This is a genomic window from Fodinibius sp. Rm-B-1B1-1 (assembly GCF_038594945.1).
GTDB classification, from domain to species: Bacteria; Bacteroidota; Rhodothermia; order Balneolales; family Balneolaceae; genus Fodinibius; species Fodinibius alkaliphilus.
This window is the reverse complement of record NZ_JBCFYD010000002.1, coordinates 1,049,650-1,073,454: the sequence shown is the minus strand read 5'-3', so window position 1 is coordinate 1,073,454 and position 23,805 is coordinate 1,049,650. Positions and strand designations below refer to the sequence as shown.

Here is a 23,805-nt window from a genome sequence, read left to right as displayed (position 1 = left end):
TTAATAGCTTTGAGCGTTTTCAAACATTTTTTCTCCCGCAGGAATGGCTATTGGTAAACGGTTCTGTGCCGGCGGCAGGGGACAGGTGGCAAATTCGGTGAACACACACGGTGGATTATAGGATTTGTTGAAATCGAGATACGTTATACCGTCTTCATTTGGTGTGGGGATATAGATGTACTTGCCACCTCCATAGGTCGTTTCGCCATTTGTTTTATCCCCATAGATGATGAAAAACTTATCGTCTTTTTCGGGATGATTGAGTGGAGCCAGGCTGTATTCTTTGCCATCAATCGTAAATTCAAGCATGCCATAAAGGGTATCTGGCATCCCTTCGTTTAATACATCGGGAACGATAATGGAACGAGGCTCATCAAAAGCATTAAATTGAGCCTTGATCTTCCATGTTGGCTTTATTGGAAAGCGTTCAATTCCATCAAAATTTCTAATATTAGGATGTTTCTCATCCACAAGCCGGATGTAATGCATGCCTCGTCGGTCAAGGAGGTACCAGCGAAATGATTGATGTGCTAATACCGTGCCTGAACGAGCATTACCAGGTGTCATTGTTATCTTAGTAACGGTATCCTGTTGCTGGGTGACGGTAACATCATCATTTATTTCTACAGTAACAATTGTGTCATTTTTTGTAATTGTCCCAATTTCAGGAGCCGCTTTGGAAGGAAAGATAATATCATTGGTAGAGTCGGAACCAAAGGTATGAGTTCCCTCGTGAATCTCGAATAATCCTGCCAGCTTTAGCCAATCTTCGGGGCCTTTAAGATTATTGATTCGTTTCTGGTGCCAGTCATTAACTTCTTTTACGTACTCGGAAGAAGGATTTGGTTCAAAATTACAGGACAGAACAATAAATGCCAGAACAAATATTCCGATAATTGGGGACAATATCGTTCGAATAAAATTCATAAAACAGTGAGTGTTTTAGCAGGAATAATTCAATGCAATAACAGAATATGCCAGAGTTACGTTTGTGGGACTATCAAAATGTTAATCTAATTGTAGGTCGAGATCAACTGATTTATAATTGCGATAGAAGAAGGGGATGAGAATTGCTGCAAGGTAACAGGCTATTCCTATGGCAATAAAAGTTAATCCATAGGTCATATCGTATTCGAGGGCATCCATCCGAACCAACAAATTATACCAGTCGTGAGATTCTTTTCCCAGTCCACCAATGAGAGGCAATTGGCGCGCACTGCCATCAGCGGCATAGGTTGCTACATCCAGCCAGCTAAAACCAAGCAGCAGAAAAGAAAACTGGAGCCCAATAGATTTCCTATTGATCCAGAAAAAGAGAACAATGGCCAGTGGTAACAATACTTGAAAAAGAGATCCACCAAGGATGGTCAAAAACCGCCAGCCGAGTAGACCAAAAAAAGTATGTCCTGCCTCGTGGACAATCAAAATAAAGGTATCCACAAAGAGATAGATAATATCGAGGGGAAACGGGTAACTATAATTGACGGCAAAGAAAATGTTATAATTAAGCGCCCAGTAGACCTGATGGATCGAATAGAACATAAATGGCAGCATAATCAGGGATGCCCACCATCGTTTTAAAAATGAGATGAACTGACCTTTAAGCTGGTCTCGATCTATAGCTGAAAAATTCATACTCCAAATATCTCAGTAAATTTCTGTTTTCCCTTGAGGAAGTATTCTACGGCGATGGATTTTGGGAGCATCGTCGCAGGGTTATCAGTAACAGTCCGCTGTTGTAGTCGCTTATGCCGTTTCTGGTAGGTGTTGTGAAATCCTTTCCAAAAATCAAGATGGGCTCGACATATGGCTTTGCACGAGTCCCCATCGCCTTCGAAAAGTGTTTTGGCAGCTGCAGCGATGTCGAGCAGGTAGCGCCCAATAAATTGCCAGGACAACGAATGAGGACTTCCATTTTTCCAGATCATGCGTAGGTTATTGCGATAGTTATAATAGAGCTTACGGGGAGAATCCATTGGTAATGAGCCGCCCCCGAGATGATGGACAGTGCTTTCAGGGCAATAGCGTACCTTGTATCCCAGGTTCCAGAGATGCCAGCAGAGGTCAATTTCTTCCATATGGAATTCGAAGTCTTCATCAAACATACCAGCCTCGATAAACTGCTCTTTTCGAACCGCTAATGCTGCACCACTGGCCCAGAGAATATCTGAATCAAAATCATACTGTTCTTCATCTTTTTCGAGTGTATCAAAAATGCGTCCTCGGCAAAAGGGATAGCCAAAACGATCCAAAAATCCGCCTGCAGCACCGGCATATTCAAAATATTGAGGATCAGAATCCCAGAGCATTTTTGGCTGGGCTGCAGCAACATCGCGATATTTCTGAAAGCAATTTGCCAGTCCATCAAGCCAGCTTGGTTCCACGCGCACATCATTATTTAAAAAAAGGAGAATATCACCCTTTGCATAGGGCACAGCCCGGTTATTGCCGCCACAGTAACCGTAGTTTTTATCCAGCTCGGCAATTTTTACGTTGGGATAATGTTTTTTTACCCATTTCTTGGAACCGTCTGTAGAGGCATTATCTGCTAAAATAATTTCAAAATGGGGATAGGTTGTTCCGACTACGCTCGGCAAATAATTTTTTAGATGATGCAGGGCGTTCCATGAGACAATAATGATACTAAAAAAGGGCATATTCGATTTTGAATGATCGATAAATTGTTTTTCTTAAGTTTTTCCTGGAATCATAAGATAGCAGTGACAAACGTTGCTAAGGAGCTGAAGATGATAAAGAATCAACTATGATCAAAGTAGGATTAATATCAGACACCCATTCGTATCTTGACCCGCAAGTGCTGGAGTATTTTGAGGATTGCGATGAAATTTGGCATGCGGGAGATTTTGGAACGCTGGAAATTGCTGATACGCTGAGCGATGTGGCTCCGTTGACAGGAGTGTATGGGAATATTGATGGACAGGATATTCGTCAGGAATACCCGCTACACCAGCGTTTTTCACGTGATGGCATCAATTTTTGGATGACACATATTGGCGGCACCTTAGGACGCTATTGTATCCCTATTCGGGAAGAGATGGAGAAAGATCCGCCGGATGTATTTATTTGCGGGCATTCGCACATCTTAAAAATTGGTCGGGACCAGGAAAAAGATAAGATGCTTTTTCTCAATCCCGGGGCCGCCGGACGATATGGCTTCCAAGTATATCGAACATGTGTCCGCTTTTCGATTGATGATGGAAGTATTCAGGATATGGAAGTAATAAATTTAGGAAAACGGGGAGAGGGGTAATAAGGTTTTATTATTCCCATCCCGCGGCTGAACTTGCCGTCGGATAGTATAAAGAAAAGATCCCATCTATAAGAAGGATGTATTAATTCTCAAATCTGTTGATAAGCTCTACGGCATGAAAGGCCGAAAGCGTAACCAGTGGAATGCCGCCGCCGGGATGCGTGCTGCCGCCCACAAGGTATAATCCCTTTATAGAACGACATTTATTTTTTGGGCGCATAAAGGCTGACCACTTGCTGTTGGATGAAGTCCCGTAAATACTACCTTTATTGCTCCGGTATTTCTGGTAGAAATCTCTGGGCGTAATGGTTTGCGAATATGTTATATGATCACTTAAATCCGTTAACCCTCGTTCTTGTAGTTTTTGAATGATTTTCTTTGAGTAGGTACTTTTTTCTTTAGACCAATCAATTGTATCAGAAAGGTAGGGGGCATTGACTAATAGAAATAAGTTTGATCCGCCTTTCGGAGCATGATCAGGATTCGAGTGCGAAGTATTGGCAATATAGATGGTGGGATCTTCGGGCATTATTTTCGCGTCGAAAATCTGTTGGAACTCCTTTTCGTAATCCTCCGAAAAGAAAATATTATGGTGACTGAGCGCATTGTAAGTTTTGTCGGTCCCAAGCATAAGCACAAACCCTGAGCAGGAAGGCTCAACGCTGGCTACTTTTTTGCGTTTAAAACTCGAAAGGTCGTCTCGGTTGACAAGGTGGAGATAGGTTTCGGAGGCATCCGAATTCGAGACCACGATGTCTGCCGGCCATACGTTGTTATCAACGTCCGTAATGCCAGAGATAACGTTATCTGAGCTGTTGATTTTTGTGATCTCGGTTTCGTAATGAATGGCCACCCCTTGGCTTTGAGCCAGTGAGGTGAGTCCTTCAATGAGTGAATACATACCGCCGTTGATGTAGTAGCCACCCATAGAAAGTTCAACATGGGGGATAACATTAAGTGTTGCCGGTGCTTGAAAGGGAGAAGAGCCGTTGTACGTGGTAAAACGTTTGAAAAATTTACGCAGTTCTTGGGACTTGAAGTTATCATTGACCCGGTTGGATACGGTCGTAAACGCATCAATTTTAAAGAAATCTGTGAGGTTAAGAGAGCTCAAATCCGACAGCCCGTATAAGGGATTAAATAAAAAAGCCTCTTTGGTGTGTTCGTACAGCTGCTCGGCATAGGTTAAAAACTTTTTATAGGGTTGAACATCATTGGGAGCAAATTCTTGGATCTGCGCTACATTGAGTCCGGTATCCTGATAACAATCGAATTGTACGCCACTGGGGAAAAAGTACCGGCAAATAGGATCAAGGGGGCGAATATCGAGAAAATTAGCAATATCCTCATCACAATACTCAAAGAGCTTTTCCAAGATAAATGGCATGGTAAGCAGAGAGGGACCGGTATCAAACCGAAAACCGTTGGCTGAATGCTCGTTAATTTTACCGCCCGGTGCACTGTTTTTTTCGAGAATAGTTACGTTGTGCCCCTGATGTGCTAAAAGGCAAGAGGTTGCAAGTCCACCAAGTCCCGCGCCAATTATTTTTATATCCATATCATACGTGAGTATAAGCCTGTTTGAGCGCTATAATAACAATTACATTTATGATTTCATTATAGATTGCAACATTGTTTAACAACTTTTCACGTCCTGATTGGCAGCAGCACTTGTATCTGAAAGCTGGAAAGCTATTTTAAGGGCATAATCAAGGTAAAAACGTAATTCATCATAAATACATTTGTTATGAAATTTCTATCAATAATTCGCACGACTGCAGTGCTCTTTGTATGTAGTTTCCTTTTAATAGGGGAAACGGAAATGGCACTTGCACAATCTATAGAAAGCAAGGTTGATACTACAATCACCACACAACATGAACAGACCATTAACGGGCAAGATGTTGAGTATACGGCAACAGTCGGCAATCAACCCGTTTGGAATGATGATGGTAAGCCCATTGCCAGTTTGTTTTATACGTATTACAAGCGAACGGATGTGGAGGATAATAAACGGCGTCCATTGGTTATTTCATTCAATGGTGGACCTGGTTCGGCGTCGGTTTGGATGCATATTGGTTATACAGGTCCCAAGAAGGTGAAGATTAGTGATGAAGGCCATCCGGTGCAGCCTTACGGTGTGGAAGAGAATCCCCATTCTATTCTTGACGTGGCAGATATTCTGTATGTCAATCCGGTGAATACCGGTTTTTCGCGGATTGTTGATGAAGAGGTTGAACGTGAGACGTTTTTTGGTGTCAATGCAGATATCGGATATTTAGCTGATTGGATTGATACCTTTATTTCTCGTAACGATCTCTGGAAGTCGCCAAAGTTTTTGATTGGGGAAAGTTATGGTACCACGCGAGTGGCAGGTTTGGCTGATGAGCTGCAGTCCTCGCAGTGGATGTTCCTAAATGGTGTGATATTAGTTTCACCTACAGGACTTGGAGTCGATCGTGATGGTCCCGTAGATGATGCACTGACGCTGCCATATTTTACGGCTACGGCTTGGTATCACGATGCATTGCCGCAGGAGTTACAGCAACAAGATTTAAGTGAAATTTTACCTGAAGCTGAGGAGTTTACCGTAAATGAATACATATCAGCTTTAACGCGTGGCGGAACCTTGAGTGATTCAAGGAAACAGGAGATTGCTGAGAAGGTGGCCTATTATTCAGGAATTGATAAGCAGAAAGTGCTTAATCATAACCTAAGAATGTCTACTTCCTTTTTTGGGAAAGAGTTGTTGCGGGATAATAAAGAGTTGACCGTTGGACGTCTGGACTCACGATACCGTGGTCAAGATCGGGATAATGCCGGGAATCGCTACGATTATGATCCGGCTTTAACAGCCTGGAACCATGCTTTTACGCCTGCCATTAATGATTATTTGCGCAGCGATTTGGGTTATGATACTGACCTTCAATACTGGATGTTTGGTCCGGTTCATCCCTGGGATCGTGACGGCAACCGTACGGGCGAAAACTTGCGGTCAGCGATGGCAGAGAATCCTTATCTAAATGTACTGGTGCAGTCGGGTTATTATGACGGCGGTACCCCGTATTTCGATGCGAAATATACGATGTGGAATATGGATCCCAGCGGTAAGTTGCAAGATCGCATGTCGTTTAAAGGATATCGAAGCGGACATATGATGTACCTACGGAAAGAGGATCTGAGCACCTCCAATCAAGATATCCGGGAGTTTATTCGACAGTCAATCCCTGAAGAGGGTGCGCCTGCAAAGTACTAAAGGGGAGAAGAATATTTTTGTAAATACTAAAGCCTGGGGTTTTACCCCCGGGCTTTTTAATTATTCTTTTAGCCGAAGTTTTGCGACTGTTTCAATGTGATAGGTTTGCGGAAACATATCTACCGGCTGGACTTCTAAAATATTGTATACTTCGTTTAGCTCTTCGAGATCACGCGCCATCGTTGAACTGTTGCAGCTTACATATACCAACTTGGGTACTTGAAGTTCTTTCAGTCTCTCCACCACATCGGGGTGCATGCCAGCTCGCGGAGGATCGGTGATAAGGCAGTCCGGCGTTCCATGCTCGGAAGTAATTTCTTCTGTAAATACATCTTTCATATCTCCTTCAACAAAAGAGACATTTCCGACATTATTCTCTTGGATATTTTTCTGTGCATTTTTTACAGCAACTTCTTCTAATTCAATACCCAAAACGCTTTTACAGCTGTCACTTAGAAAAAGGCTAAGTGTTCCTACGCCACAGTATAGATCATATAAAACGTCATCTTCGGATAGCTCGGCGAAAGACTTTGCGACCTCATAAAGACGTTCTGCCTGGGCGGTATTTGTTTGGAAAAAATCATTCGCTCCAATGTTAAAATGATACTTCCCGATTTTGTCTGTGATATTGCCGGAGCCATATAACACTTTTTCGTATCGGCCTTCGGCAGTAGGTCGCCGCGTATCATTTACGTTATTGACGATAGTCGTTATTTCTGGAAACTCATTTTGAAGGGCATAAGAAAGTGCCTCAACTACATCCTGGTTATCCTTATACGTAACAATATTGACCATTAGATCATCAGTATGCCAAGCCTTGCGAATTACCAGATTGCGCATAAATCCTTCATGGTCAATGCGATTGTAGGGAGCAATATCATGCTCGATACACCAAGAGCGAACAAAATCCAAAATGTTGTAGGAGATAGGGTGCTGAAGATAGCACTCATTGATGTTCAAAATTTTGTCAAACCGTCCCGGGGCATGCAGGCCGGCAGCAAAGCATCGATCATCAACATATTCATCACGATTAATTTCCTCACGGCTCAGCCAGCGTTTGTGACCCATGGAGTATTCCATCTTGTTGCGATAATGGAAGGCATTGTCACAGCCAATAGTAGGGGTTACTTCCATATGAGTTAGCCCGCCAATGCGATGCATGTGATCCTCAACTTGGTCGCGCTTAAATTCAAGCTGATGCTTATAAGAGACATGCTGCCAGTTACAGCCGCCACAGTGCTGGGCATGCTGACATTTAGGTTCAATACGATGTGGTCCTGGCTCCAAAACATCGAGCAATTTCGCTTCGAGATAGCTCTTTTTCTTTTTGATGATACGCGCTTTTACCCGGTCGCCGGGAGCTGTATTCGGTACAAAAACGGCTAATCCATCAATTTTACCAATACCTTTACCTTTGTAGGCTGCCGAGTCGATAGTAAGCTCAACATCTTCACCTTTTTTAAATGCCATACTGCTCAATAATCAAAATTAGTTTTCTTCATTATCCTGATTCATATATGTTTCGAACTGAAGAGAAAATGCCCGTTCGGCAGAGCTTACTTTTTTAAGCTCATTTGTAGTTATCTCAAGTTGCTTCATGGCAATCATAGCCAGGGTTTCCATGAATTTTACGGCAATGGTAGGATGCCGTTTTTTGAGCGTTTCAAAGTCAGGTTTAAAAAATCCCAAGAGGGTACAATCAGTTAAACACTTTGCACTTGAGATCCGCCGTAGTTCGTACCCGATAGAGAGGGCGCCAAAGCTTTCAGGAGATTCAATAATATAGCTTTGTGTTTCCTCATCCTTATTTTCAGGTTCGGGTTCGACAATAAGTTCAACTTTTCCTTCTTCAACAAAATACATTCCCGTACCGGGATCTCCCTGATAGTAGATATGTTCCTCCTCTTTGTAGTTTCTGCGATGGCAGTATTGGAGAAACTCTGACCGTTCGAGCATCGTCAGGTTCTTTAAAAACCGGGACTTAAAAATAATATCTGTTTTATTCTTGAGTTTCTTAAACTGCTCAGAATTGAACATAATCCCTAAGAATTAGGTTAACGTTTTTCAGAATTTATTACTGTAAAAGGTAATAATTACCCTCGTTAAAAAGAATGCCCGATCCCAAAAGTAAAATAGGGGGAATTATTGTTAAACCATCCATTTTGTAGATCGTGGATTCGAAAAGCAAAATCAAATCGAATGACGACGTAATCCCAATCTAACCGAAGGCCAAGCCCCGAACTAACGGCAATTTGCTTATAGAATTCATCAAAACGGAAACGCCCCAATTCAACAAGTTGCTCACGTTCTCCTGCAGATATTGTCTGTTCATTATTTTCGGGAGCTGATGTTGGTAGTTCGGTTCGTGGGCCATACCAAATATTACCGGCATCGGTGAATAGTGCAGCAATCCAATCTGAGGATAAAAAGTTGCCAATAATTTGTTGACGTACTTCTATTTGAGAAAGTAGTTTAATTTGTCCGCCTGTAATGGTAAGGTCATCTCTTGAAATTCCACCAGGACCCAAGCTATAAATATCCCATCCCCGAATATCATTGGCGCCACCGGCATAAAACCGTTGATTTAACGGGATGTTCGTGCTTTTACCATAGGGAAGTGCTACGCCCATAAATCCTCGGTAACCAAATACCGCATTATTGGAGAGGGGAATATACCGACGATAATCGGCTGTTCCCTTCACAAAACGACTGTAAGCAAGACTGTTTTGGCTGCCGGGAAAAATTGCAGGTAAGTTTTCTTCAAGGGTATCCGGCGTAACAATGTATCGGTCTGTCAAATAGGGAATGTTACCTCCTGAAGCAATAGAATATTCACTGAAATATCCCTGATTCCTTTTGATGAGATCCGTGCGTTGGCTACGGAAGGTGTAGCGAATAATAGATGATACCTGCGGACGAAAGTCTTCTTGAATCTGTTGGTATTGAAAGGAGTCTTCCCCAAAACGATTACGCAGAGCATTTTCAAACTCAGGAGAAGGATCAGTATCAAGGAGATCTAATTCAATAAGATCTAAAAAGCTTGAAAAGCGATCGCTATGCTGTACCTCGTATCGAAGGTTGAACCGGATATCAGAGTTAATATCAAAGAGCAGTTGGTTCGATCGGGTGAAAGTGAGAGAGTATCGTGTTAAACCATTTGAGAAAAAGACATTGTTATCAAGCGAGGAAAAAGGGAATATCAGTCGTGGCAGAGAATATTGGAGCCGAGTTTCAAAACTACGAAAAAAGCGTCCATCGTACGATTGTGAAGTCGTATCGGTATCTGAAGCGATATCGCGCACTGTTTCCGACCGCACATATTCAAAGCTTCCATTGACCCCAATTTGAAAGTTCTCAGCCTTGCCAAAAAGGTTGTTATTGGTGTAGGTGAGACCGGCTCCTGATCCATACCCATACCTGCGCATTCCAAATAGGTTTAAGTTAACCGAATGTTTAGGCTGGGTTTGCAGAGAAAACATCACGGGTATCTCTTCTTTGGAATAATCGGATAGGGAGCCATCCTCACTGAGGCCAAATTGACGAATATTCAACATGCCCAGGTTTTGGAATTCATTGACTGTTCGGATATAGAGAGAGTTATCAAAGGTTTCACCCGGTTCAAAAAGTATCTGATCGGTGAGTAGGCTCCATTTTGTTTGAGCGGCATCTTCCTTCCGCAGGAAAATGCTTTTGTTATTGATCGTAAAGGGAGAGCCTTGGAGGGTATCGGCTTGGTTGTATCGTAAAGAATCGCCCGGCCCGGATAAGCTTATGTGAAGGTCTCCGAATCGGTACTTATCGCCGGAATTGATAGTAAAAAGAGCATCCAGCTGATGTGGGTTTGTTGTATCCCTTTTCACCAGCAAATTGACAGAATCTCGCTGTACCGCAGCATATCCATTATTCTTTAAAAAGTTAATAAGCCTGGTACGCTCGGTGTTTAGTTTATTTTCGGAGTATTGTTGCCCAACGCTAAATGTTGAGTCATTGATTTGCTCATGAGTAAGGGGGCTATTTCTAAGAAATGTTTCTTTCTTAGTGGAGTCCTCGAACGCAGGAAGTCCGGTATACCCTAATGTTTTAATGGAAAAGGCAGGTCCTTCATTAATCAGAAAAGAAACCTCAACCCGATTTTTTTTAAACTCTACAATGTTTGTATCGACCTCGGCTTCAAGAAAGCCAACGGTTTTGTAATACTGTTTAATTCGTTCAATATCATTGGCTACGGTTGCTCGGTTCAGATACGAAGGTTCTTCCCCAAAACGGCCGGTGAGCTGCCAAATAAAATACCAAGGGGTGAAGCGTGGAATGCCTAAAAACTCTCTATTCGTCTGTGTACGAATTAACGTTGCAAGGGTATTATCTTTGACGTTATCGTTGCCCACAAAACGAACAACACGAATAACGTTATTAGTTGTATCATTTTCTACCGCCAAATTTTGAGACATACCTTTTGTAGGGCAGGTCAATACAAGGCCGGCAAATAATAATATTGCTACAAGAGAACGAGAGAGATAAAGCTTCAATGGAAATGTAATTAGCAATTGACTTGTGGCATTCAAAAAAAACGGTTGCATGAAGAAAATCATGCAACCGCAAAAATACATTCTTTTTTCGTCAAATATTAAACATCATCGTAATCGAAGCCTTCATCGTCTTCATTATGGAAGAAATCTTCTTTTCCGATGTAGTCTGGCCAGATATCTTCTATACTCTCGTAAACAACATCTTCGCCTTGTTCAATTTCTTCAAGTTCATATAAATTATCGAGCACCTGTTGGGGACTCCCATTGCGTTCAGCCCATTCTATAAGTTCATCGCGCGTTGCGGGAAAAGGTGCATCATCTAAAACGGCTGCTAATTCAACAGTCCAAATCATAAAAAGTAGTTCGGTTTTATTTTTTAAAGTTCAAAATACAATCTTCAAAACCTTTTTGAAGGTTTGTCACATTAAATTCAATACAATTTTTAAGGAAAATGCAATTATTTTTTCCATTTTATCACTCAAAGGTCTAATAAATTATTGTTATCTTCCTGAGTCATAATTCTAACTACAAACTAAGGAATTTATTATGGGAAGTTTCGGCGGAATGGAGATTTTGATTATCGGCCTGGCTATTCTTCTTTTCTTTGGTGCTAAACGGATTCCCGAACTTGCTCGAGGCTTGGGACAAGGAATGAAGGAATTCAAAAAGGCTTCCAATGAGATTAAAAAAGAGCTGGAAGAAGGCCAAGAAGAAGGGTTTGAGAAAAGCTCTGACCAAAATACCGAACAAAAGCAGTAAGATTAATTAAAATCCATTTCTAATCCATTGAGTTTTACAAATTTTAGCCAGATACAACAGGCAATTCAGTCTGGTGATACCACACTTTCAAATATTGTACAATCATACATCGATAATATTGAGCAGCAAAATGAAGAAGTGAATGCTGTTGTAAGTATTGATGAGAAAGGAGCACTCGAAAGGGCACAACAAATCCAGGAACGGATCGACAATGGTACCGCCGGAAAACTGGCCGGTATGGTAATAGGAATAAAAGATTTGATTTGTGAAAAGGATAAACAGGCGACCTGTGCTTCAAATATCCTTTCCAATTTTGAAAGTGTTTATGATGCTACGGTTGTTGAGCGTTTAAGAGATGAAGATGCTATTTTGTTGGGACGCTTGAACATGGATGAGTTTGCCATGGGATCATCAACCGAAAATTCTATTTATGGACCAACAAAAAATCCCATAGATACGTCCAAGGTTTCCGGTGGATCTTCGGGAGGAAGTGCTGCTGCTGTGGCTGCTGATTTTTGTACAGCTTCGCTCGGTTCCGATACGGGAGGCTCTATTCGTCAGCCTGCTTCTTTTTGTGGGGTTGTAGGCGTAAAACCTACCTATGGACGTGTTTCACGTCACGGATTGGTGGCTTTTGCGTCTTCGTTTGACTGTATCGGGCCGTTAGCCCATAGCGTTGATGACGCAGCGCTTATTCTTGAAACCATTGCCGGACCCGATCCCAATGACAATACATCATCAAGCCGAACAGTACCCGACTATACAGAAGGACTCAAGAATCCGGATTCCAATATTAAGATTGGGGTCCCGGAGGAATATTTTGGAGAAGGATTGGATGAGGAAATCCGAAAAGGGATAAAGGATAAATTGTCTGAGCTTGAAGAAGCCGGAGCGGAGTTGGTACCGATCCACCTTCCACACATGAAATACGGTATTGCAACCTACTATATTTTAGCAACCGCAGAAGCATCCAGTAATTTGGCTCGTTATGATGGTATTCGCTACGGACATCGGGCCGATATTAAAGATGTTGAACAGGATTTAAAGGCCGAGCAAGAGGCGTTAGAAAAGCAAATAAAGCAGGCTAAGGGAGAGGAAAAACAGAAGCTCGTTGATGAGCTTAATGATATGGATTCATCACTTATCCGCCTATATAAAAAGAGCAGAACCGAAGGCTTTGGTCCTGAAGTTAAACGCCGAATTATGCTGGGTACCTATGTGCTTAGCGCAGGTTATTATGATGCATATTATGCTAAGGCTCAAAAAGTGCGCCGACTAATCAAGCAGGATTTTACGGAAGCATTTGAAGAAGTCGATGTTATTGTTTCTCCAACAGCACCGACCACGGCATTTGATCTGGGGGCAAATCAGGATAATCCTGTACAGATGTATCTGAATGATATTTATACAATATCAGCTAATTTAGCGGGAATTTGTGGCATTAATATACCAGCCGGAACGCATTCGGATGGTTTGCCCTACGGGATGCAGTTTATGGCTGACACCTTTGAAGAGGGTAAGCTTTTTAATGCGGCAAAACTCGTAGAACAATTGGATTAATCACGTACTATTTTAATGATGAAAAATAGGATTGAGGGAAACTGGGCATTTATTACGGGGGCAACGGCAGGTATTGGCAAAGCTACGGCTGAACTATTTGCTGAGGCCGGTTGTCATCTTATCCTGAACGGACGACGAGAAAATCGCCTTAAGGAGTTAAAACGTACGTTGGAAGCGGATTATAATATCAACGTAAAGTTAGCCGCTTTTGATGTCAGAGATCGGGATGCAGCTAAGCAGTTTTTAAGTTTTTTGGAACAGCCGATCGATATTTTAGTCAATAATGCCGGATTAGCCAAAGGGGTTGATGCTGTTTTTGATGCTCAATATGATGACTGGGATACGATGGTAGATACGAATATTAAGGGAGTGCTTAATATGACGCGGCTTATTTCGCCACGAATGAAAGAGCGTAATGTCGGACATATTATAAATATCGGCTCCATCGCCGGACATGAAAGCTATCCGGGGGGATCTGTTTATTGTGCTACGAAACATGCGGTAAAAGCTTTTACTGAAGCTACGAAAAAAGATCTGCATGGTACCAATGTTCGAGTTAGTATGGTTTCTCCGGGATTAGTAGAGACTGAATTCAGCGAAGTTCGTTTTAAAGGAGATGCAGACCGTGCTGATGAAGTGTATGAAGATATGGAACCACTCGTTGCCGAAGATATAGCAGAAATTGTCCATTTTATTGTTAATCGCCCTCCACACGTAAATATTATGGATACAATCGTTTTTCCTGTAGCGCAGTCTTCGTCAATGATGGTGTCTCGGGACAATGATTAAATTGCGGATTTTATTACTTCTTAGCGGACTTTTATTTTTCCTTATTTCTTGTGAAGGAGGGGATCAACAACAGTTTTCATTTGAAGAGCAGGGCCAAGAAGTACCTGAATTTAGTGCTGATAGCGCTTATCAGTTTATTGGTCAACAACTGTCTTATGGGCCACGAAACCCCAATGCGGAAGGGCATAAGTTAACCAAAGAGTATTTGCTAAATAGGCTTCAGGATTATGCCGGTCAGCGATATGTATTTTCGCAGCAGTTTACGGCTCAGGGATACGACGGCGATAGCCTTGCGCTTTCAAATATTATTGCTTCGTTTAATCCACAGAGTAGTGATCGTATTTTTCTTTGTGCCCATTGGGATACACGTCCACGTGCAGACAAGGATTCTCTTAATCAGGATAAACCTATTTTAGGGGCTGATGATGGAGGTAGTGGTGTAGGAGTTCTGCTTGAGTTGGCGCGAATATTTAAAGATAATCCTCCACCGATAGGAGTAGATATTGTTTTGTTTGATGGGGAAGATTATGGAAGGGAAGGTGATTTCTCGAAATATTTTCTTGGGTCAAGGCATTGGTCCGAAAATCCACCGGTAAAAGGATACAGCCCGCGTTTTGGTATTTTACTGGATATGGTTGGAGGTAAAAATGCTCGGTTTCCCAAAGAGGGATATTCCATGCAGTTTGCACCTGGTTTGGTAGAGGGAATATGGGATGTTGCTGAAGATAAAGGATATAGTAATTTATTTATTAGTGAGCAGGGGAATAGGGTATCTGATGATCATCTGGTTATAAATCGTATTTTGGGAATACCGACTATCAATATTATTCATTATAGTCCCAGCAATAACGGTGCCCAGTTTGCTTCTTATTGGCATACACATAATGATGATATGTCGATCATAAGTAAAAAAACATTAAACGGAGTTGGCGAAATATTGGTTGAACTTATTTATAACCGTATCGAAGGTTCAAATTGAAGGTATTAGTATAGCTATTTATGAAGTATTTGAAATTGGTTATTCAAATTGATGATCAATACCAAGAGGGTTTGATTGCTGAACTTTTCGATATGGATTTTAACGGTTTTGAACAGCGTAATGAGAAAATCATCACCTATATTCAAAAAGAACGGTTTGGCATTAATGATCGAGAACGGATCGATACCCTGCTTGCGGCATATCCTGGGAATGGATTTATAGAATCCGAAGAAGTGGTAGCAGATCAGAATTGGAATCAGAAATGGGAAGAAACAATTAGGGCACAGGCGGTTGGTAAATTTTTTATCAAACCCACTTGGTCGAATGAATCTGTTCCCGATGACAAAATATTACTTAAGATTGATCCCAAAATGTCCTTTGGTACGGGATACCACGAGACTACACGATTAATTTTAAAGTTGCTTCCCAATGTTATTTCGGAGGGAGATCAGGTTATTGATGCCGGAACAGGGACTGGAATTTTGTCTATAGCATCCATAAAACTTGGCGCAGCACAGGTTCATGCTTTCGATATTGATGAATGGAGTATTGAAAATACGGAAGAGAATATCTTGCTCAATGAGGTCTCTGATAGTATAACAGTGGAAAAGGGATCATCAGAAGTTATAGAAAATCATCAAAAGGCCGATGTAGTGCTGGCAAACATTGAGCGGAATACTATTTTAGATATCTTTGATGATCTACATAAGGTACTAAAAGAAGAGGGGACGCTTGTTCTTTCAGGGCTTTTGAAAAGTAACCAGCTTGCAATGGAAGAGCGTCTTGAAGGAGATTATCGTATTACAAGCATACCACAAGAAAACGAATGGATCGCTATTCAAGCAACGAAAATAGTCTCGTGAAAGCTTCTATAGATATAGGTACGAATACAGCGCTGTTACTGGTAGCAAATAATCAGGATGATGGTACTCTTGAGGTATTGGAAGAGCAACAGCGTATTCCACGGCTTGGGGCCGGGGTAGATGAGCAAGGTTATTTGTCGACTAATGCGATAGATCGCGTTATCGCTTGCTTGGCTGAGTACAAAAATATCCTTGAAGAAAAATATCCTGATATCTCGAATAATGAGGTTGTTGTGACAGGGACCAGTGCGGTTCGGGATGCAGAAAACCGAAGTGTGCTCATCGATTTGGCAAAGCTTAAAACCGGATTTGATATTCAAATTTTGAGTGGAGAGGAAGAGGCAGAATATACTTTTTGGGGAGCCCAGAGTGTGTTAAGTGGTATTGATAGTGATAAATCCCAATTGGTGCTTGATATAGGAGGGGGGAGCACGGAGATTGCTTATGGCAGTAGTCAGTTGCAGGACCGTTATTCGTATGATATGGGATGCGTGCGGTTTACCGAACGGTTTTTGAAAAATAAGCCTCCGTCCATGTCTCAGATCTCTGATTGTCGTGCCGCAATTCAACATATGTTGCAGGATTATAAAGTTAATATTGCTGAAGATGCGGTATTAATTGGCGTAGCGGGGACGGTCACTTCACTGGCTTTTATAGATCAGGGGTTAACCGAATATGACGGTAAAGCCTTGCGGGGCCATCTTATAAATCGATCTACACTTAACACATATATCGATCAATTTTCAGAAATATCGGCGGATGAGCTTGCGGAAAAATATCCAGCAGTTATGAAAGGGAGAGCGGATATATTTTTAGCCGGATTGCTTATCCTTGACGGATTCATGGAGATGTATGGATTTAAGGAACTGATTACTTCTACGGGCGGGATACGGCATGGAGCTATTTTGACAACTTTTTAAAAAAAAATAAAGGGCGCTCAAAAAGAAGGAACGCCCTTTATTCTTTGATAATAGTGGTGAATTCCTACAGGTCAAAACGTAGTCCTGCTGATATACCCAATTGATCAGCATTGCCTAACACATATTTTAATTCACCATACAGATTGGCAAAATCCAAACCATATTCAGCACCCCCTCCGAGGTTTAGTCCAATTTCAGAGTCTGAAGTTGATCCAAATTGCCCCAAATCTACCGATAGGTTAGCATAGTTGAGGCCAGCTAAGCCGTAAAGTCGTACACCGTCTTCAGCCATAAAATTATAGTGCCCATTTACATTAAGTTCCCACCAGTCATAGTTGTCTGGAAAGAAAATAATGAAATCGGCAGCACCATTAATTTCATCAGTGAAGCCATAAACGGCTCCAGCCTGAATACCAATTGCTTCTACTTCGCTACCGAAAGCTAACCCTCCGCCAGCTTTAAATGTTTCTGCCTGGGCATATGCATTAGAATTAGAAAAGAATATCATCCCCAATATTAAGCATCCTAATGTTAGTAGTTTTTTCATAGTTGTTTTTATTTGGTTAAGAGTAGTTATTATTTGATGAAATGATTTTCTATCGTTAGTAAGACACTTTTACCAAGTAATCCTTACAAAATATATACGATTTTTTTTTTAAAATCGGTTCATATTTTTTTAATCCTTAAAAGGAGAAATATATTATTAATACAATATCGATATTCCTATTTGGAATAATAATGTAACAGTTGGTTATATGACTTTATGTTTTCAAATTGTGATGGGAATAAAGCGACAGTTTTACTAAGTTTGAACCGAAATTAATCTTAGTAAATATTTTCCTGTCGTAACTGGAAATGTCTGATTCAAAAGCTTCAAACTCACAAACATCCGATTCTCCTCGAGAAAATGCATCAGAAAGTAGTCTCGAAGATGATGTCCTTGTAAAAAAGGCAAAGGGAGGGGACGAAAAGGCTTATAAAAAGCTTGTCGACAAATATGAGCGCGCCCTTTATTTTCATATCTTAAAGATGGTAAAAGATCGGGAGCAGGTTGAAGATTTAGTGCAGGAAGCGTTTGTGAAGGCTTTTGACAATCTGAATACCTATAGCAATTCTTATGCTTTTTCTACATGGCTATATCGGATTGCCACTAATAATACCATTGATTACCTGAGGAAGAAGAAGTTAAAAACGCTCTCTATCGATAAACCCATGAAGACGAAAGATGGAGAGATGGAAATGCAGCTTCCAGACGAATCGGCAAGTACTGATCGTGATATTATAAAAAAGCAGCGAAAGCAAATTGTACAAAATGCGATTGATGATCTTCCAGAGAAATATCGAAAGGTGATCGAATTGCGTCACATGGAAGAGAAAAGTTATCAAGAGATTGCCAAGGTATTAGATAAGCCGCTGGGTACGGTAAAGGCTCATATTTTTCGGGCTCGTGAACTTCTTTATAAAACTCTCAAAGATAAGAGGCACCGTTTTTAACGGTTTACTAATTCTTTTGTAAACTTTGAGCGGCAGCGGCAACATTGTCTTTATACTTTTCAAATTTGGCTCGCCGCATCGCACTGCCTTCGAATAGAGCATCGTATTGAGGAATATCCAGTTCTTCCCAGAAATTGATGTCGTGATCCAATAGCTTTTGGCGCGGGGAAAGGTCTTCCATTTTTCCATAGGTCGCATCACGATTCCATGGACACACATCCTGGCAAATATCACAGCCAAACATCCATCCCTCAAGGTCATCCCGGTAGTCCTCTGGAATTTGATCTTTTAACTCTATGGTCAAATACGAAATGCATTTTGTGGCATCAACACGGTAGGGCTCGTAAATTGCATTGGTCGGACAGGCATCGATACAACGTGTACAGCTGCCACAATGATCGGTAACAGGGGTATCGTAATTGAATTCAGCATCTACAATCATCTCCCCGATAAAAAAGAACGATCCCATATTTTTGTTAAGGATGTTAGAATTTTTGCCCATCCATCCCAGTCCTGATTTTACGGCCCAAGCTTTATCCAAAACGGGGGCCGAATCCACAAAAACGCGTCCTTCTAACCCGCCGAGGAGTTCTTTTGTTTGTGCGAAAAGTTTTTTGAGCTTCTTTTTATAAACCTTATGGTAATCACGTCCCTGGGCATATTTGGCAATCTTCGGCTTGTTTCCATAACGATCTTGTTGCCGTTCATGATCGGGATGATAATAGCTGCCAATAACAGAAATGACCGACTTTGAACCGGGCACAAGCTTGGTAGGGTCTACCCGTTTGTCGAAGTGATTTTCCATCCAGCCCATGGTACCGTTGCGATCTTGGTTAAGCCATTCGCGCAGTCGACGTTCTTCTTTCTCAAGACGACCGGCTTTGGCGAACCCACAAGCATTAAATCCTAAACGGAGGGCAAATTCTCGTACTTTTTGTGTTCGCTGGCGCAAGTTCATGGATAGAAACAGACATCTTAAATATATCTAACTGAGATATGTAAAGGTAAGGGATTAAAACGAGATATCTAACAATGTTGCAGTAGGTAAGCTGGTTTTAGTCCAACGAGTGATATGGAGTTGTTCTATTTGAACAGCAGGAATTGCAAAAGCAGCGTTATCTTGTGATATCTTTAAAAGGACAGTAGAATTTTTGTTTGATGATTGAATGGATTTGCTATTGGTAATTATGCCACTCACTATAGTTGCAAATATTATTCCGGGTCCGGTAGCTTTGGTTGCCAGTAAGCCCGCAATGCCTGCCCCACCTCCAATGATGCTGCCAAGAAGAACGTTGCCAAATGAGGCATTAAATGGGAGGGGCGGTCAATAACAAAAATCCCAAAGTGAAACTTATTGTTAGTTCTTTTATGGATAGATCATTGAATTTGAAGGTAACTCAAAAACCTATCAATATCTTAGGTAAAAAAGTTGTATAGAAATAAGAAGAGAATTAAAGTTTATTGACTTCTATATCCTTAATGTGACCATCTTCAAGCTTGAGGGTACGATAGGGATATTTTTTCACGGTATCATAATCGTGGGTTACCATTAGCACCGCCATGCCGCGATTATTAATTTGTTTAAGGAGCTCCATGATGGAGGCCGAGGCTTCGGGATCGAGATTTCCGGTTGGCTCATCGGCTAACATAATACGCGGCTCGTTGGCTAATGCCCGGGCTATGACTACACGCTGTTTTTCGCCGCCAGATAGATCTTCGGGCATGTTCTTACGTTTGTGGCTCAGTCCAACCATCCCAAGCACTTCAAGCACCCGTTGTTTAATAAAACTTTTCTTTTCGCCGGTTACTTGCAGTGAAAAGGCGACATTGTCAAAAACGGAACGGTCGGGCAGCAGCTGAAAATCCTGAAATACAATTCCCAGTCTTCGACGCAAGTAGGGTACCTTTTTATCGGGCAGTGTAGTGACATCCATATCGGCAACGCGTACAGAACCTGAGTTGGGAAGCAAATCTCGGTAGATCAGGCGCAGGAAAGAACTTTTGCCGGCTCCGGTTTGACCAATAAGATACGTGAACTCCCCGTTTTCGAGTGAAAAGTTGATATTATCAAGAACGGGTTGGTGATTATATGAAACCGTTACGTTAGAAAATTCAATTACTGATTGCTGGGACATTGTAAAACCATTGTTATTCGTAAACTCTGTTCATCGGCTTCTTCAAAATCAAAACCGCTATACTTCGCGATTATGTTATACGCTGTTTGATCGATAATATCAAGCATTTGTTGCAGGGTATAAATTCGCTGATGATGAATTTCGTGATATTTTTCGATGACAGTTTCCTGATCGGCGTCAAGCTTTTCTATTTGAAATGCATTTTCATGAATTTGCTCGTTCGCATTGTATCGGCTTTTCCTAAAATAACGATAATTATTGTCAGTATATCCCTCTTCGTTATTTAAATATTGAATTGCTTGTATGGAGTTTTTGGGGGTAGTGAAATCAAAAATAAGTAATCCACCGGGTCGTAGTACCTTTTTTGTTTGTTGTAAAAATGTAAGTACTTCTTCTGGATTGTCCAGGTAATTAATGCTATCAAATACACTGAAAGCAACATCAAACGTTTGGTCTAAGTTAATATCAAGAAAGTCCATGATTTTAAACGTTACATTGCAAAACATGGACTTATTTTTTTGACGGGCTTTTTCAATCATCTGGGGGGAGAGGTCGGTGCCCACCACGTTATAGCATTCCAGCTCATCCAAAAAAAGCGAAACGGAACCCGTGCCACATGCCAACTCCAAGATATCTACCGGTTTGGGATGGTGTTGAAGCATAAGGGCATCAATAAAGTCGGCCCAAAGTTCATAATCAACGTTTTCCATTACCGCATCATAAATGTCGGCCAGTTTACTGTATTCGGGCAAGTGGTTCTCAGTCTGATTACTCATCATTAATAAGCTTTTTTGCACGATTGGTGATGAGTGTATTTGCCAGTGTAAAAGCTTCGATGAAGGAAGAGGGATCAGCTTTGTTTTCGCCAGCGATATCGAAGGCCGTACCGTGATCAGGGGACGTACGGATAATTGGCAGGCCAGCCGTAAAATTGACACCACCCCCAAAAGCGATTGTTTTAAAAGGGATAAGTCCCTGATCGTGATACATTGCTAAAACTCCATCAAATTGCTCATATTTTTTATTTCCGAAAAATCCATCGGCAGGATAGGGACCGGAAACAGTAACGCCATCTGCTTTACTCTGTTCTATGGCTGGAACAATAATTTCTTGATCTTCGCTGCCGATTACTCCACCATCTCCAGCATGGGGATTCAAACCCAAAACAGCTATGTCAGGTTGTGCAATCCCAAAGTCACGATTAATGGAGTGCTGCATTATGTGAATATATTTTTGTATTAACGATACAGACAGTGACTCGGATACATTAGCTATTGGAAGGTGTCCCGTTACCAATCCCACTCGTAACTGCTCGTGAACCAACATCATCATAAAGTCAGTGGTGTTGGTCTTTTCGGCCAGAAATTCGGTGTGTCCGGGAATATGATAACCTGCTAAATTTACCGCCTCTTTAGAGATAGGGGCTGTTACTAAAGCGTCAGCCTGGTTCTCCTTACAAAGTTCAATTCCTTTTTCAACCGCAAGCATGGCACATTTTCCCGACTGCTTTGTAAAAGATCCCGGGGTGATGTTAAGTTTTCTGTCAGAATAACTTTCGAGCAGGTTTATCTTCTGATTTGTAATGTCAGTTATACTTTTAGCATAATGATAATCGAACGCTGTCGAAAGATTATCAGACCAGAAATCAAGTACTTCGGTAGAACTCAAGATTATTGGCGTGATTCCATCCAAGTTGATGGATTGCAATGATTTTATAACAACCTCAGGACCAATGCCATTAATGTCGCCAATACTTATTGCGATACGTTTTCGCATGAATACGCTATCTTGACTGTTTCGAAACAAGTTTAAAGTCACCAAATCCAGTTGTAGCCCGAAATATAAATTCCCTGTTGGGATAGGTCCACACCTCGGTGGTTGCACCAGAAGTTGGAAATTTTCGATTTATATCTTGTGGAGGACCAAATTTAATATAGACCTCACCGCGATCACTGTTATATCCAATGGTGTTTTCAGTGGAAAAATTATTATAGGCGTAATCAATGCGATTGTAATACTCGGCCATCAGTTCATTGAATTCAGTATCAGGAGTGGGGTCGCGTTCTTCCCAAAAAGTTCTGAACTTTTTCTCTCGTTCTGCAGCAGACCCGCTATCTATTTTACGTATCGTTTTTTTATCCGCAATGAAACGAAGCATCTCAATGGCTACATCTAAATTCAGCAGACTTGTAGGCATATCTTTCCACTGGGATCGATAGGAATCACGGGCAATAATATTTCCGGTACCGTCTTTAATTTCTATGCGGTATAGTGAATTTTGAAAACGGCTATTGGGAATTTCAAGGATAGCATAGGTATAACCATTATCGACTTCTGTAAGATTTAAATAGGGGGTGCCATTTTTTCTTTGCAGCTGTGGACGTACATTCGTTTTTACTTGATCAGTCGTTAATTTTGTAGAATAGACCGTATTTTGGCGCGTAGTATCTTGTTGGTAGGTGTTTAGCTTGGTAATATCTACCGTATAATTTTCATTATCATCATATTGTGGCAGATATGCGATGGCAAAGAAATCCTTGGCATATTCTACGGCATTGCCCGATGCATTGAGAATAAATTCAGCAGAATCATTTCCGTCATTAAATAATGGGCTGACCAAGATATTGCCCACCTTTTTTTTGTCGTAGGGCGATATCTGTATTTGACGTGTCCGTGAAATGCGACTTTCTGCTTGATCGCCTTGTTTCATTTGTAATACATAATTGTAGGAGCCGGGTTTTAAATTCACCTTAATATAGCTACTCAGGAATTTACTGTTAGATTGGGTGCTGTCATACTCTTTGGCATATACCGTATCATCCCAAAATGCTCTCCCGGCGGGTTCCAATCCTTGTATAGAGAGCTCTTCTTTCTTCAAGTCCGAAGTGCTGGCATCTTCTTTCTTAAAAACCTCCAACATCAGGTTCATACTGCTGTAAAATTTGTTTTCAGAAGACCGGTCGCTGTTTTTCTTGAAAGGGAGAGTGTTGTAGGGAATATGAAATATGATGGCAAATTGAACTAATTCATTTTCATTCCCCGGTAACGTTAATATTTCAAAATTGGATTGGGACTGTTGCTGACGCATTACGAGATCTCGGTAGCTGACATTGCGTTGGGCAAAGACATCCGTAGAAAAAACGACAATGATCAGAAAAAGTAGTATTGATGAGAGGTATTTTTTAAACGTATTCACAAGCCAATAGGTTATATTAAGTAAGTTAACATCCCAAAAGCACAAATTAATGAACTT

The 23,805-nt window shown here is 41.3% G+C and carries 23 protein-coding genes; 9 read left to right on the top strand and 14 right to left on the bottom strand.

Going from position 1 to position 23,805, the window contains the following annotated elements; translation table 11 throughout:
- The 3 genes from AAFH98_RS12125 to AAFH98_RS12115 form a co-directional block, all read right to left on the bottom strand.
- Positions 1 to 927: a DUF1684 domain-containing protein gene (locus AAFH98_RS12125; RefSeq protein WP_342522984.1), complete on the bottom strand. Its 927-nt coding sequence runs from the start codon at positions 925 to 927 to the stop codon at positions 1 to 3.
- An 81-nt stretch (positions 928 to 1,008) separates the two neighbouring features.
- Positions 1,009 to 1,635 carry a hypothetical protein gene (locus tag AAFH98_RS12120; protein ID WP_342522983.1) on the bottom strand — a complete coding sequence of 209 codons (627 nt, stop codon included), beginning with the start codon at positions 1,633 to 1,635 and terminating at the stop codon, positions 1,009 to 1,011.
- Entirely contained in the window at positions 1,632 to 2,657 is a 1,026-nt protein-coding gene (locus AAFH98_RS12115; RefSeq protein ID WP_342522982.1) for a glycosyltransferase family 2 protein, read from the bottom strand. Before AAFH98_RS12115 ends, AAFH98_RS12120 begins: the two co-directional genes overlap by 4 nt.
- Before the next feature lie 107 nt (positions 2,658 to 2,764).
- Here AAFH98_RS12115 and AAFH98_RS12110 point away from each other — a divergent pair, with 107 nt between their 5' ends.
- Entirely contained in the window at positions 2,765 to 3,271 is a 507-nt protein-coding gene (locus AAFH98_RS12110; protein WP_342522981.1) for a metallophosphoesterase family protein, read from the top strand.
- 82 nt (positions 3,272 to 3,353) lie between these two features.
- Here the strand turns inward: AAFH98_RS12110 and AAFH98_RS12105 are convergent, their stop codons facing one another.
- Positions 3,354 to 4,829, bottom strand: a complete 1,476-nt coding sequence (locus tag AAFH98_RS12105; protein ID WP_342522980.1) for a phytoene desaturase family protein — start codon at positions 4,827 to 4,829, stop codon at positions 3,354 to 3,356.
- 264 nt (positions 4,830 to 5,093) lie between these two features.
- On the opposite strand from AAFH98_RS12105, the gene AAFH98_RS12100 reads away from it, so the two are divergent.
- Positions 5,094 to 6,527 (top strand): S10 family peptidase, encoded by a 1,434-nt coding sequence (locus AAFH98_RS12100; RefSeq protein ID WP_342522979.1) that lies wholly within the window; start codon positions 5,094 to 5,096, stop codon positions 6,525 to 6,527.
- Positions 6,528 to 6,587: 60 nt separating this feature from the next.
- Here AAFH98_RS12100 and rlmD read toward each other — a convergent pair whose 3' ends face one another.
- The 4 genes from rlmD to AAFH98_RS12080 all read right to left on the bottom strand — a co-directional run bounded on the left by rlmD (position 6,588) and on the right by AAFH98_RS12080 (position 11,406).
- The gene (gene rlmD / locus AAFH98_RS12095; RefSeq protein WP_342522978.1) at positions 6,588 to 7,997 is read right to left on the bottom strand and encodes a 23S rRNA (uracil(1939)-C(5))-methyltransferase RlmD; all 1,410 of its coding nucleotides are present in this window, start codon (positions 7,995 to 7,997) and stop codon (positions 6,588 to 6,590) included.
- A gap of 18 nt (positions 7,998 to 8,015) precedes the next feature.
- A complete protein-coding gene (locus AAFH98_RS12090) occupies positions 8,016 to 8,564 on the bottom strand; it encodes a cyclic nucleotide-binding domain-containing protein (protein ID WP_342522977.1) in 549 nt (182 codons plus the stop codon).
- 65 nt (positions 8,565 to 8,629) lie between these two features.
- Entirely contained in the window at positions 8,630 to 10,975 is a 2,346-nt protein-coding gene (locus tag AAFH98_RS12085) for a BamA/TamA family outer membrane protein (protein ID WP_342522976.1), read from the bottom strand.
- A 176-nt stretch (positions 10,976 to 11,151) separates the two neighbouring features.
- Complete coding sequence (locus tag AAFH98_RS12080; protein WP_342522975.1) at positions 11,152 to 11,406, bottom strand: DUF2795 domain-containing protein; 255 nt, start codon at positions 11,404 to 11,406, stop codon at positions 11,152 to 11,154.
- A gap of 193 nt (positions 11,407 to 11,599) precedes the next feature.
- Here AAFH98_RS12080 and AAFH98_RS12075 point away from each other — a divergent pair, with 193 nt between their 5' ends.
- The 6 genes from AAFH98_RS12075 to AAFH98_RS12050 are packed head-to-tail and all read left to right on the top strand — an operon-like array spanning position 11,600 to position 16,923.
- Positions 11,600 to 11,812: a Sec-independent protein translocase subunit TatA/TatB gene (locus AAFH98_RS12075; protein WP_342522974.1), complete on the top strand. Its 213-nt coding sequence runs from the start codon at positions 11,600 to 11,602 to the stop codon at positions 11,810 to 11,812.
- A 27-nt stretch (positions 11,813 to 11,839) separates the two neighbouring features.
- Positions 11,840 to 13,372: an amidase family protein gene (locus tag AAFH98_RS12070; RefSeq protein WP_342522973.1), complete on the top strand. Its 1,533-nt coding sequence runs from the start codon at positions 11,840 to 11,842 to the stop codon at positions 13,370 to 13,372.
- Positions 13,373 to 13,387: 15 nt separating this feature from the next.
- Complete coding sequence (locus AAFH98_RS12065; protein ID WP_342522972.1) at positions 13,388 to 14,161, top strand: SDR family NAD(P)-dependent oxidoreductase; 774 nt, start codon at positions 13,388 to 13,390, stop codon at positions 14,159 to 14,161.
- Positions 14,154 to 15,140 carry a M28 family peptidase gene (locus AAFH98_RS12060; RefSeq protein ID WP_342522971.1) on the top strand — a complete coding sequence of 329 codons (987 nt, stop codon included), beginning with the start codon at positions 14,154 to 14,156 and terminating at the stop codon, positions 15,138 to 15,140. Before AAFH98_RS12065 ends, AAFH98_RS12060 begins: the two co-directional genes overlap by 8 nt.
- Before the next feature lie 20 nt (positions 15,141 to 15,160).
- On the top strand, positions 15,161 to 16,003 hold the full coding sequence (prmA, locus tag AAFH98_RS12055; protein ID WP_342522970.1) for a 50S ribosomal protein L11 methyltransferase: 843 nt from the start codon (positions 15,161 to 15,163) through the stop codon (positions 16,001 to 16,003).
- Positions 15,967 to 16,923: a Ppx/GppA phosphatase family protein gene (locus AAFH98_RS12050; protein WP_342522969.1), complete on the top strand. Its 957-nt coding sequence runs from the start codon at positions 15,967 to 15,969 to the stop codon at positions 16,921 to 16,923. Before prmA ends, AAFH98_RS12050 begins: the two co-directional genes overlap by 37 nt.
- A gap of 64 nt (positions 16,924 to 16,987) precedes the next feature.
- Here AAFH98_RS12050 and AAFH98_RS12045 read toward each other — a convergent pair whose 3' ends face one another.
- Complete coding sequence (locus AAFH98_RS12045; protein WP_342522968.1) at positions 16,988 to 17,470, bottom strand: outer membrane protein; 483 nt, start codon at positions 17,468 to 17,470, stop codon at positions 16,988 to 16,990.
- A 308-nt stretch (positions 17,471 to 17,778) separates the two neighbouring features.
- Between AAFH98_RS12045 and AAFH98_RS12040 the strand changes: the two genes are divergently transcribed.
- Positions 17,779 to 18,417 (top strand): RNA polymerase sigma factor, encoded by a 639-nt coding sequence (locus AAFH98_RS12040; protein ID WP_342522967.1) that lies wholly within the window; start codon positions 17,779 to 17,781, stop codon positions 18,415 to 18,417.
- A gap of 7 nt (positions 18,418 to 18,424) precedes the next feature.
- On the opposite strand, the gene queG is transcribed toward AAFH98_RS12040, so the two are convergent.
- The 5 genes from queG to AAFH98_RS12015 form a co-directional block, all read right to left on the bottom strand.
- Positions 18,425 to 19,375 (bottom strand): tRNA epoxyqueuosine(34) reductase QueG, encoded by a 951-nt coding sequence (gene queG / locus AAFH98_RS12035; RefSeq protein ID WP_342522966.1) that lies wholly within the window; start codon positions 19,373 to 19,375, stop codon positions 18,425 to 18,427.
- A 493-nt stretch (positions 19,376 to 19,868) separates the two neighbouring features.
- A complete protein-coding gene (ftsE, locus tag AAFH98_RS12030; RefSeq protein ID WP_342522965.1) occupies positions 19,869 to 20,552 on the bottom strand; it encodes a cell division ATP-binding protein FtsE in 684 nt (227 codons plus the stop codon).
- Entirely contained in the window at positions 20,534 to 21,328 is a 795-nt protein-coding gene (locus AAFH98_RS12025) for a class I SAM-dependent DNA methyltransferase (RefSeq protein ID WP_342522964.1), read from the bottom strand. Before AAFH98_RS12025 ends, ftsE begins: the two co-directional genes overlap by 19 nt.
- Positions 21,321 to 22,328 (bottom strand): 4-hydroxythreonine-4-phosphate dehydrogenase PdxA, encoded by a 1,008-nt coding sequence (gene pdxA, locus AAFH98_RS12020; protein WP_342522963.1) that lies wholly within the window; start codon positions 22,326 to 22,328, stop codon positions 21,321 to 21,323. Before pdxA ends, AAFH98_RS12025 begins: the two co-directional genes overlap by 8 nt.
- A 7-nt stretch (positions 22,329 to 22,335) precedes the next feature.
- Positions 22,336 to 23,748 (bottom strand): GWxTD domain-containing protein, encoded by a 1,413-nt coding sequence (locus tag AAFH98_RS12015; protein ID WP_342522962.1) that lies wholly within the window; start codon positions 23,746 to 23,748, stop codon positions 22,336 to 22,338.
- Between the last annotated feature and the right edge of the window lie 57 nt (positions 23,749 to 23,805).

Coding starts and splice junctions, on each gene's coding strand:
- AAFH98_RS12125 (WP_342522984.1), bottom strand. CDS start 927: ATGAATTTTATTCGAACGATATTGTCCCCAATTATCGGAATATTTGTT.
- AAFH98_RS12120 (WP_342522983.1), bottom strand. CDS start 1,635: ATGAATTTTTCAGCTATAGATCGAGACCAGCTTAAAGGTCAGTTCATC.
- AAFH98_RS12115 (WP_342522982.1), bottom strand. CDS start 2,657: ATGCCCTTTTTTAGTATCATTATTGTCTCATGGAACGCCCTGCATCAT.
- AAFH98_RS12110 (WP_342522981.1), top strand. CDS start 2,765: ATGATCAAAGTAGGATTAATATCAGACACCCATTCGTATCTTGACCCG.
- AAFH98_RS12105 (WP_342522980.1), bottom strand. CDS start 4,829: ATGGATATAAAAATAATTGGCGCGGGACTTGGTGGACTTGCAACCTCT.
- AAFH98_RS12100 (WP_342522979.1), top strand. CDS start 5,094: ATGGCACTTGCACAATCTATAGAAAGCAAGGTTGATACTACAATCACC.
- rlmD (WP_342522978.1), bottom strand. CDS start 7,997: ATGGCATTTAAAAAAGGTGAAGATGTTGAGCTTACTATCGACTCGGCA.
- AAFH98_RS12090 (WP_342522977.1), bottom strand. CDS start 8,564: ATGTTCAATTCTGAGCAGTTTAAGAAACTCAAGAATAAAACAGATATT.
- AAFH98_RS12085 (WP_342522976.1), bottom strand. CDS start 10,975: ATGTCTCAAAATTTGGCGGTAGAAAATGATACAACTAATAACGTTATT.
- AAFH98_RS12080 (WP_342522975.1), bottom strand. CDS start 11,406: ATGATTTGGACTGTTGAATTAGCAGCCGTTTTAGATGATGCACCTTTT.
- AAFH98_RS12075 (WP_342522974.1), top strand. CDS start 11,600: ATGGGAAGTTTCGGCGGAATGGAGATTTTGATTATCGGCCTGGCTATT.
- AAFH98_RS12065 (WP_342522972.1), top strand. CDS start 13,388: ATGATGAAAAATAGGATTGAGGGAAACTGGGCATTTATTACGGGGGCA.
- AAFH98_RS12060 (WP_342522971.1), top strand. CDS start 14,154: ATGATTAAATTGCGGATTTTATTACTTCTTAGCGGACTTTTATTTTTC.
- prmA (WP_342522970.1), top strand. CDS start 15,161: ATGAAGTATTTGAAATTGGTTATTCAAATTGATGATCAATACCAAGAG.
- AAFH98_RS12050 (WP_342522969.1), top strand. CDS start 15,967: ATGGATCGCTATTCAAGCAACGAAAATAGTCTCGTGAAAGCTTCTATA.
- AAFH98_RS12045 (WP_342522968.1), bottom strand. CDS start 17,470: ATGAAAAAACTACTAACATTAGGATGCTTAATATTGGGGATGATATTC.
- AAFH98_RS12040 (WP_342522967.1), top strand. CDS start 17,779: ATGTCTGATTCAAAAGCTTCAAACTCACAAACATCCGATTCTCCTCGA.
- queG (WP_342522966.1), bottom strand. CDS start 19,375: ATGAACTTGCGCCAGCGAACACAAAAAGTACGAGAATTTGCCCTCCGT.
- ftsE (WP_342522965.1), bottom strand. CDS start 20,552: ATGTCCCAGCAATCAGTAATTGAATTTTCTAACGTAACGGTTTCATAT.
- AAFH98_RS12025 (WP_342522964.1), bottom strand. CDS start 21,328: ATGAGTAATCAGACTGAGAACCACTTGCCCGAATACAGTAAACTGGCC.
- pdxA (WP_342522963.1), bottom strand. CDS start 22,328: ATGCGAAAACGTATCGCAATAAGTATTGGCGACATTAATGGCATTGGT.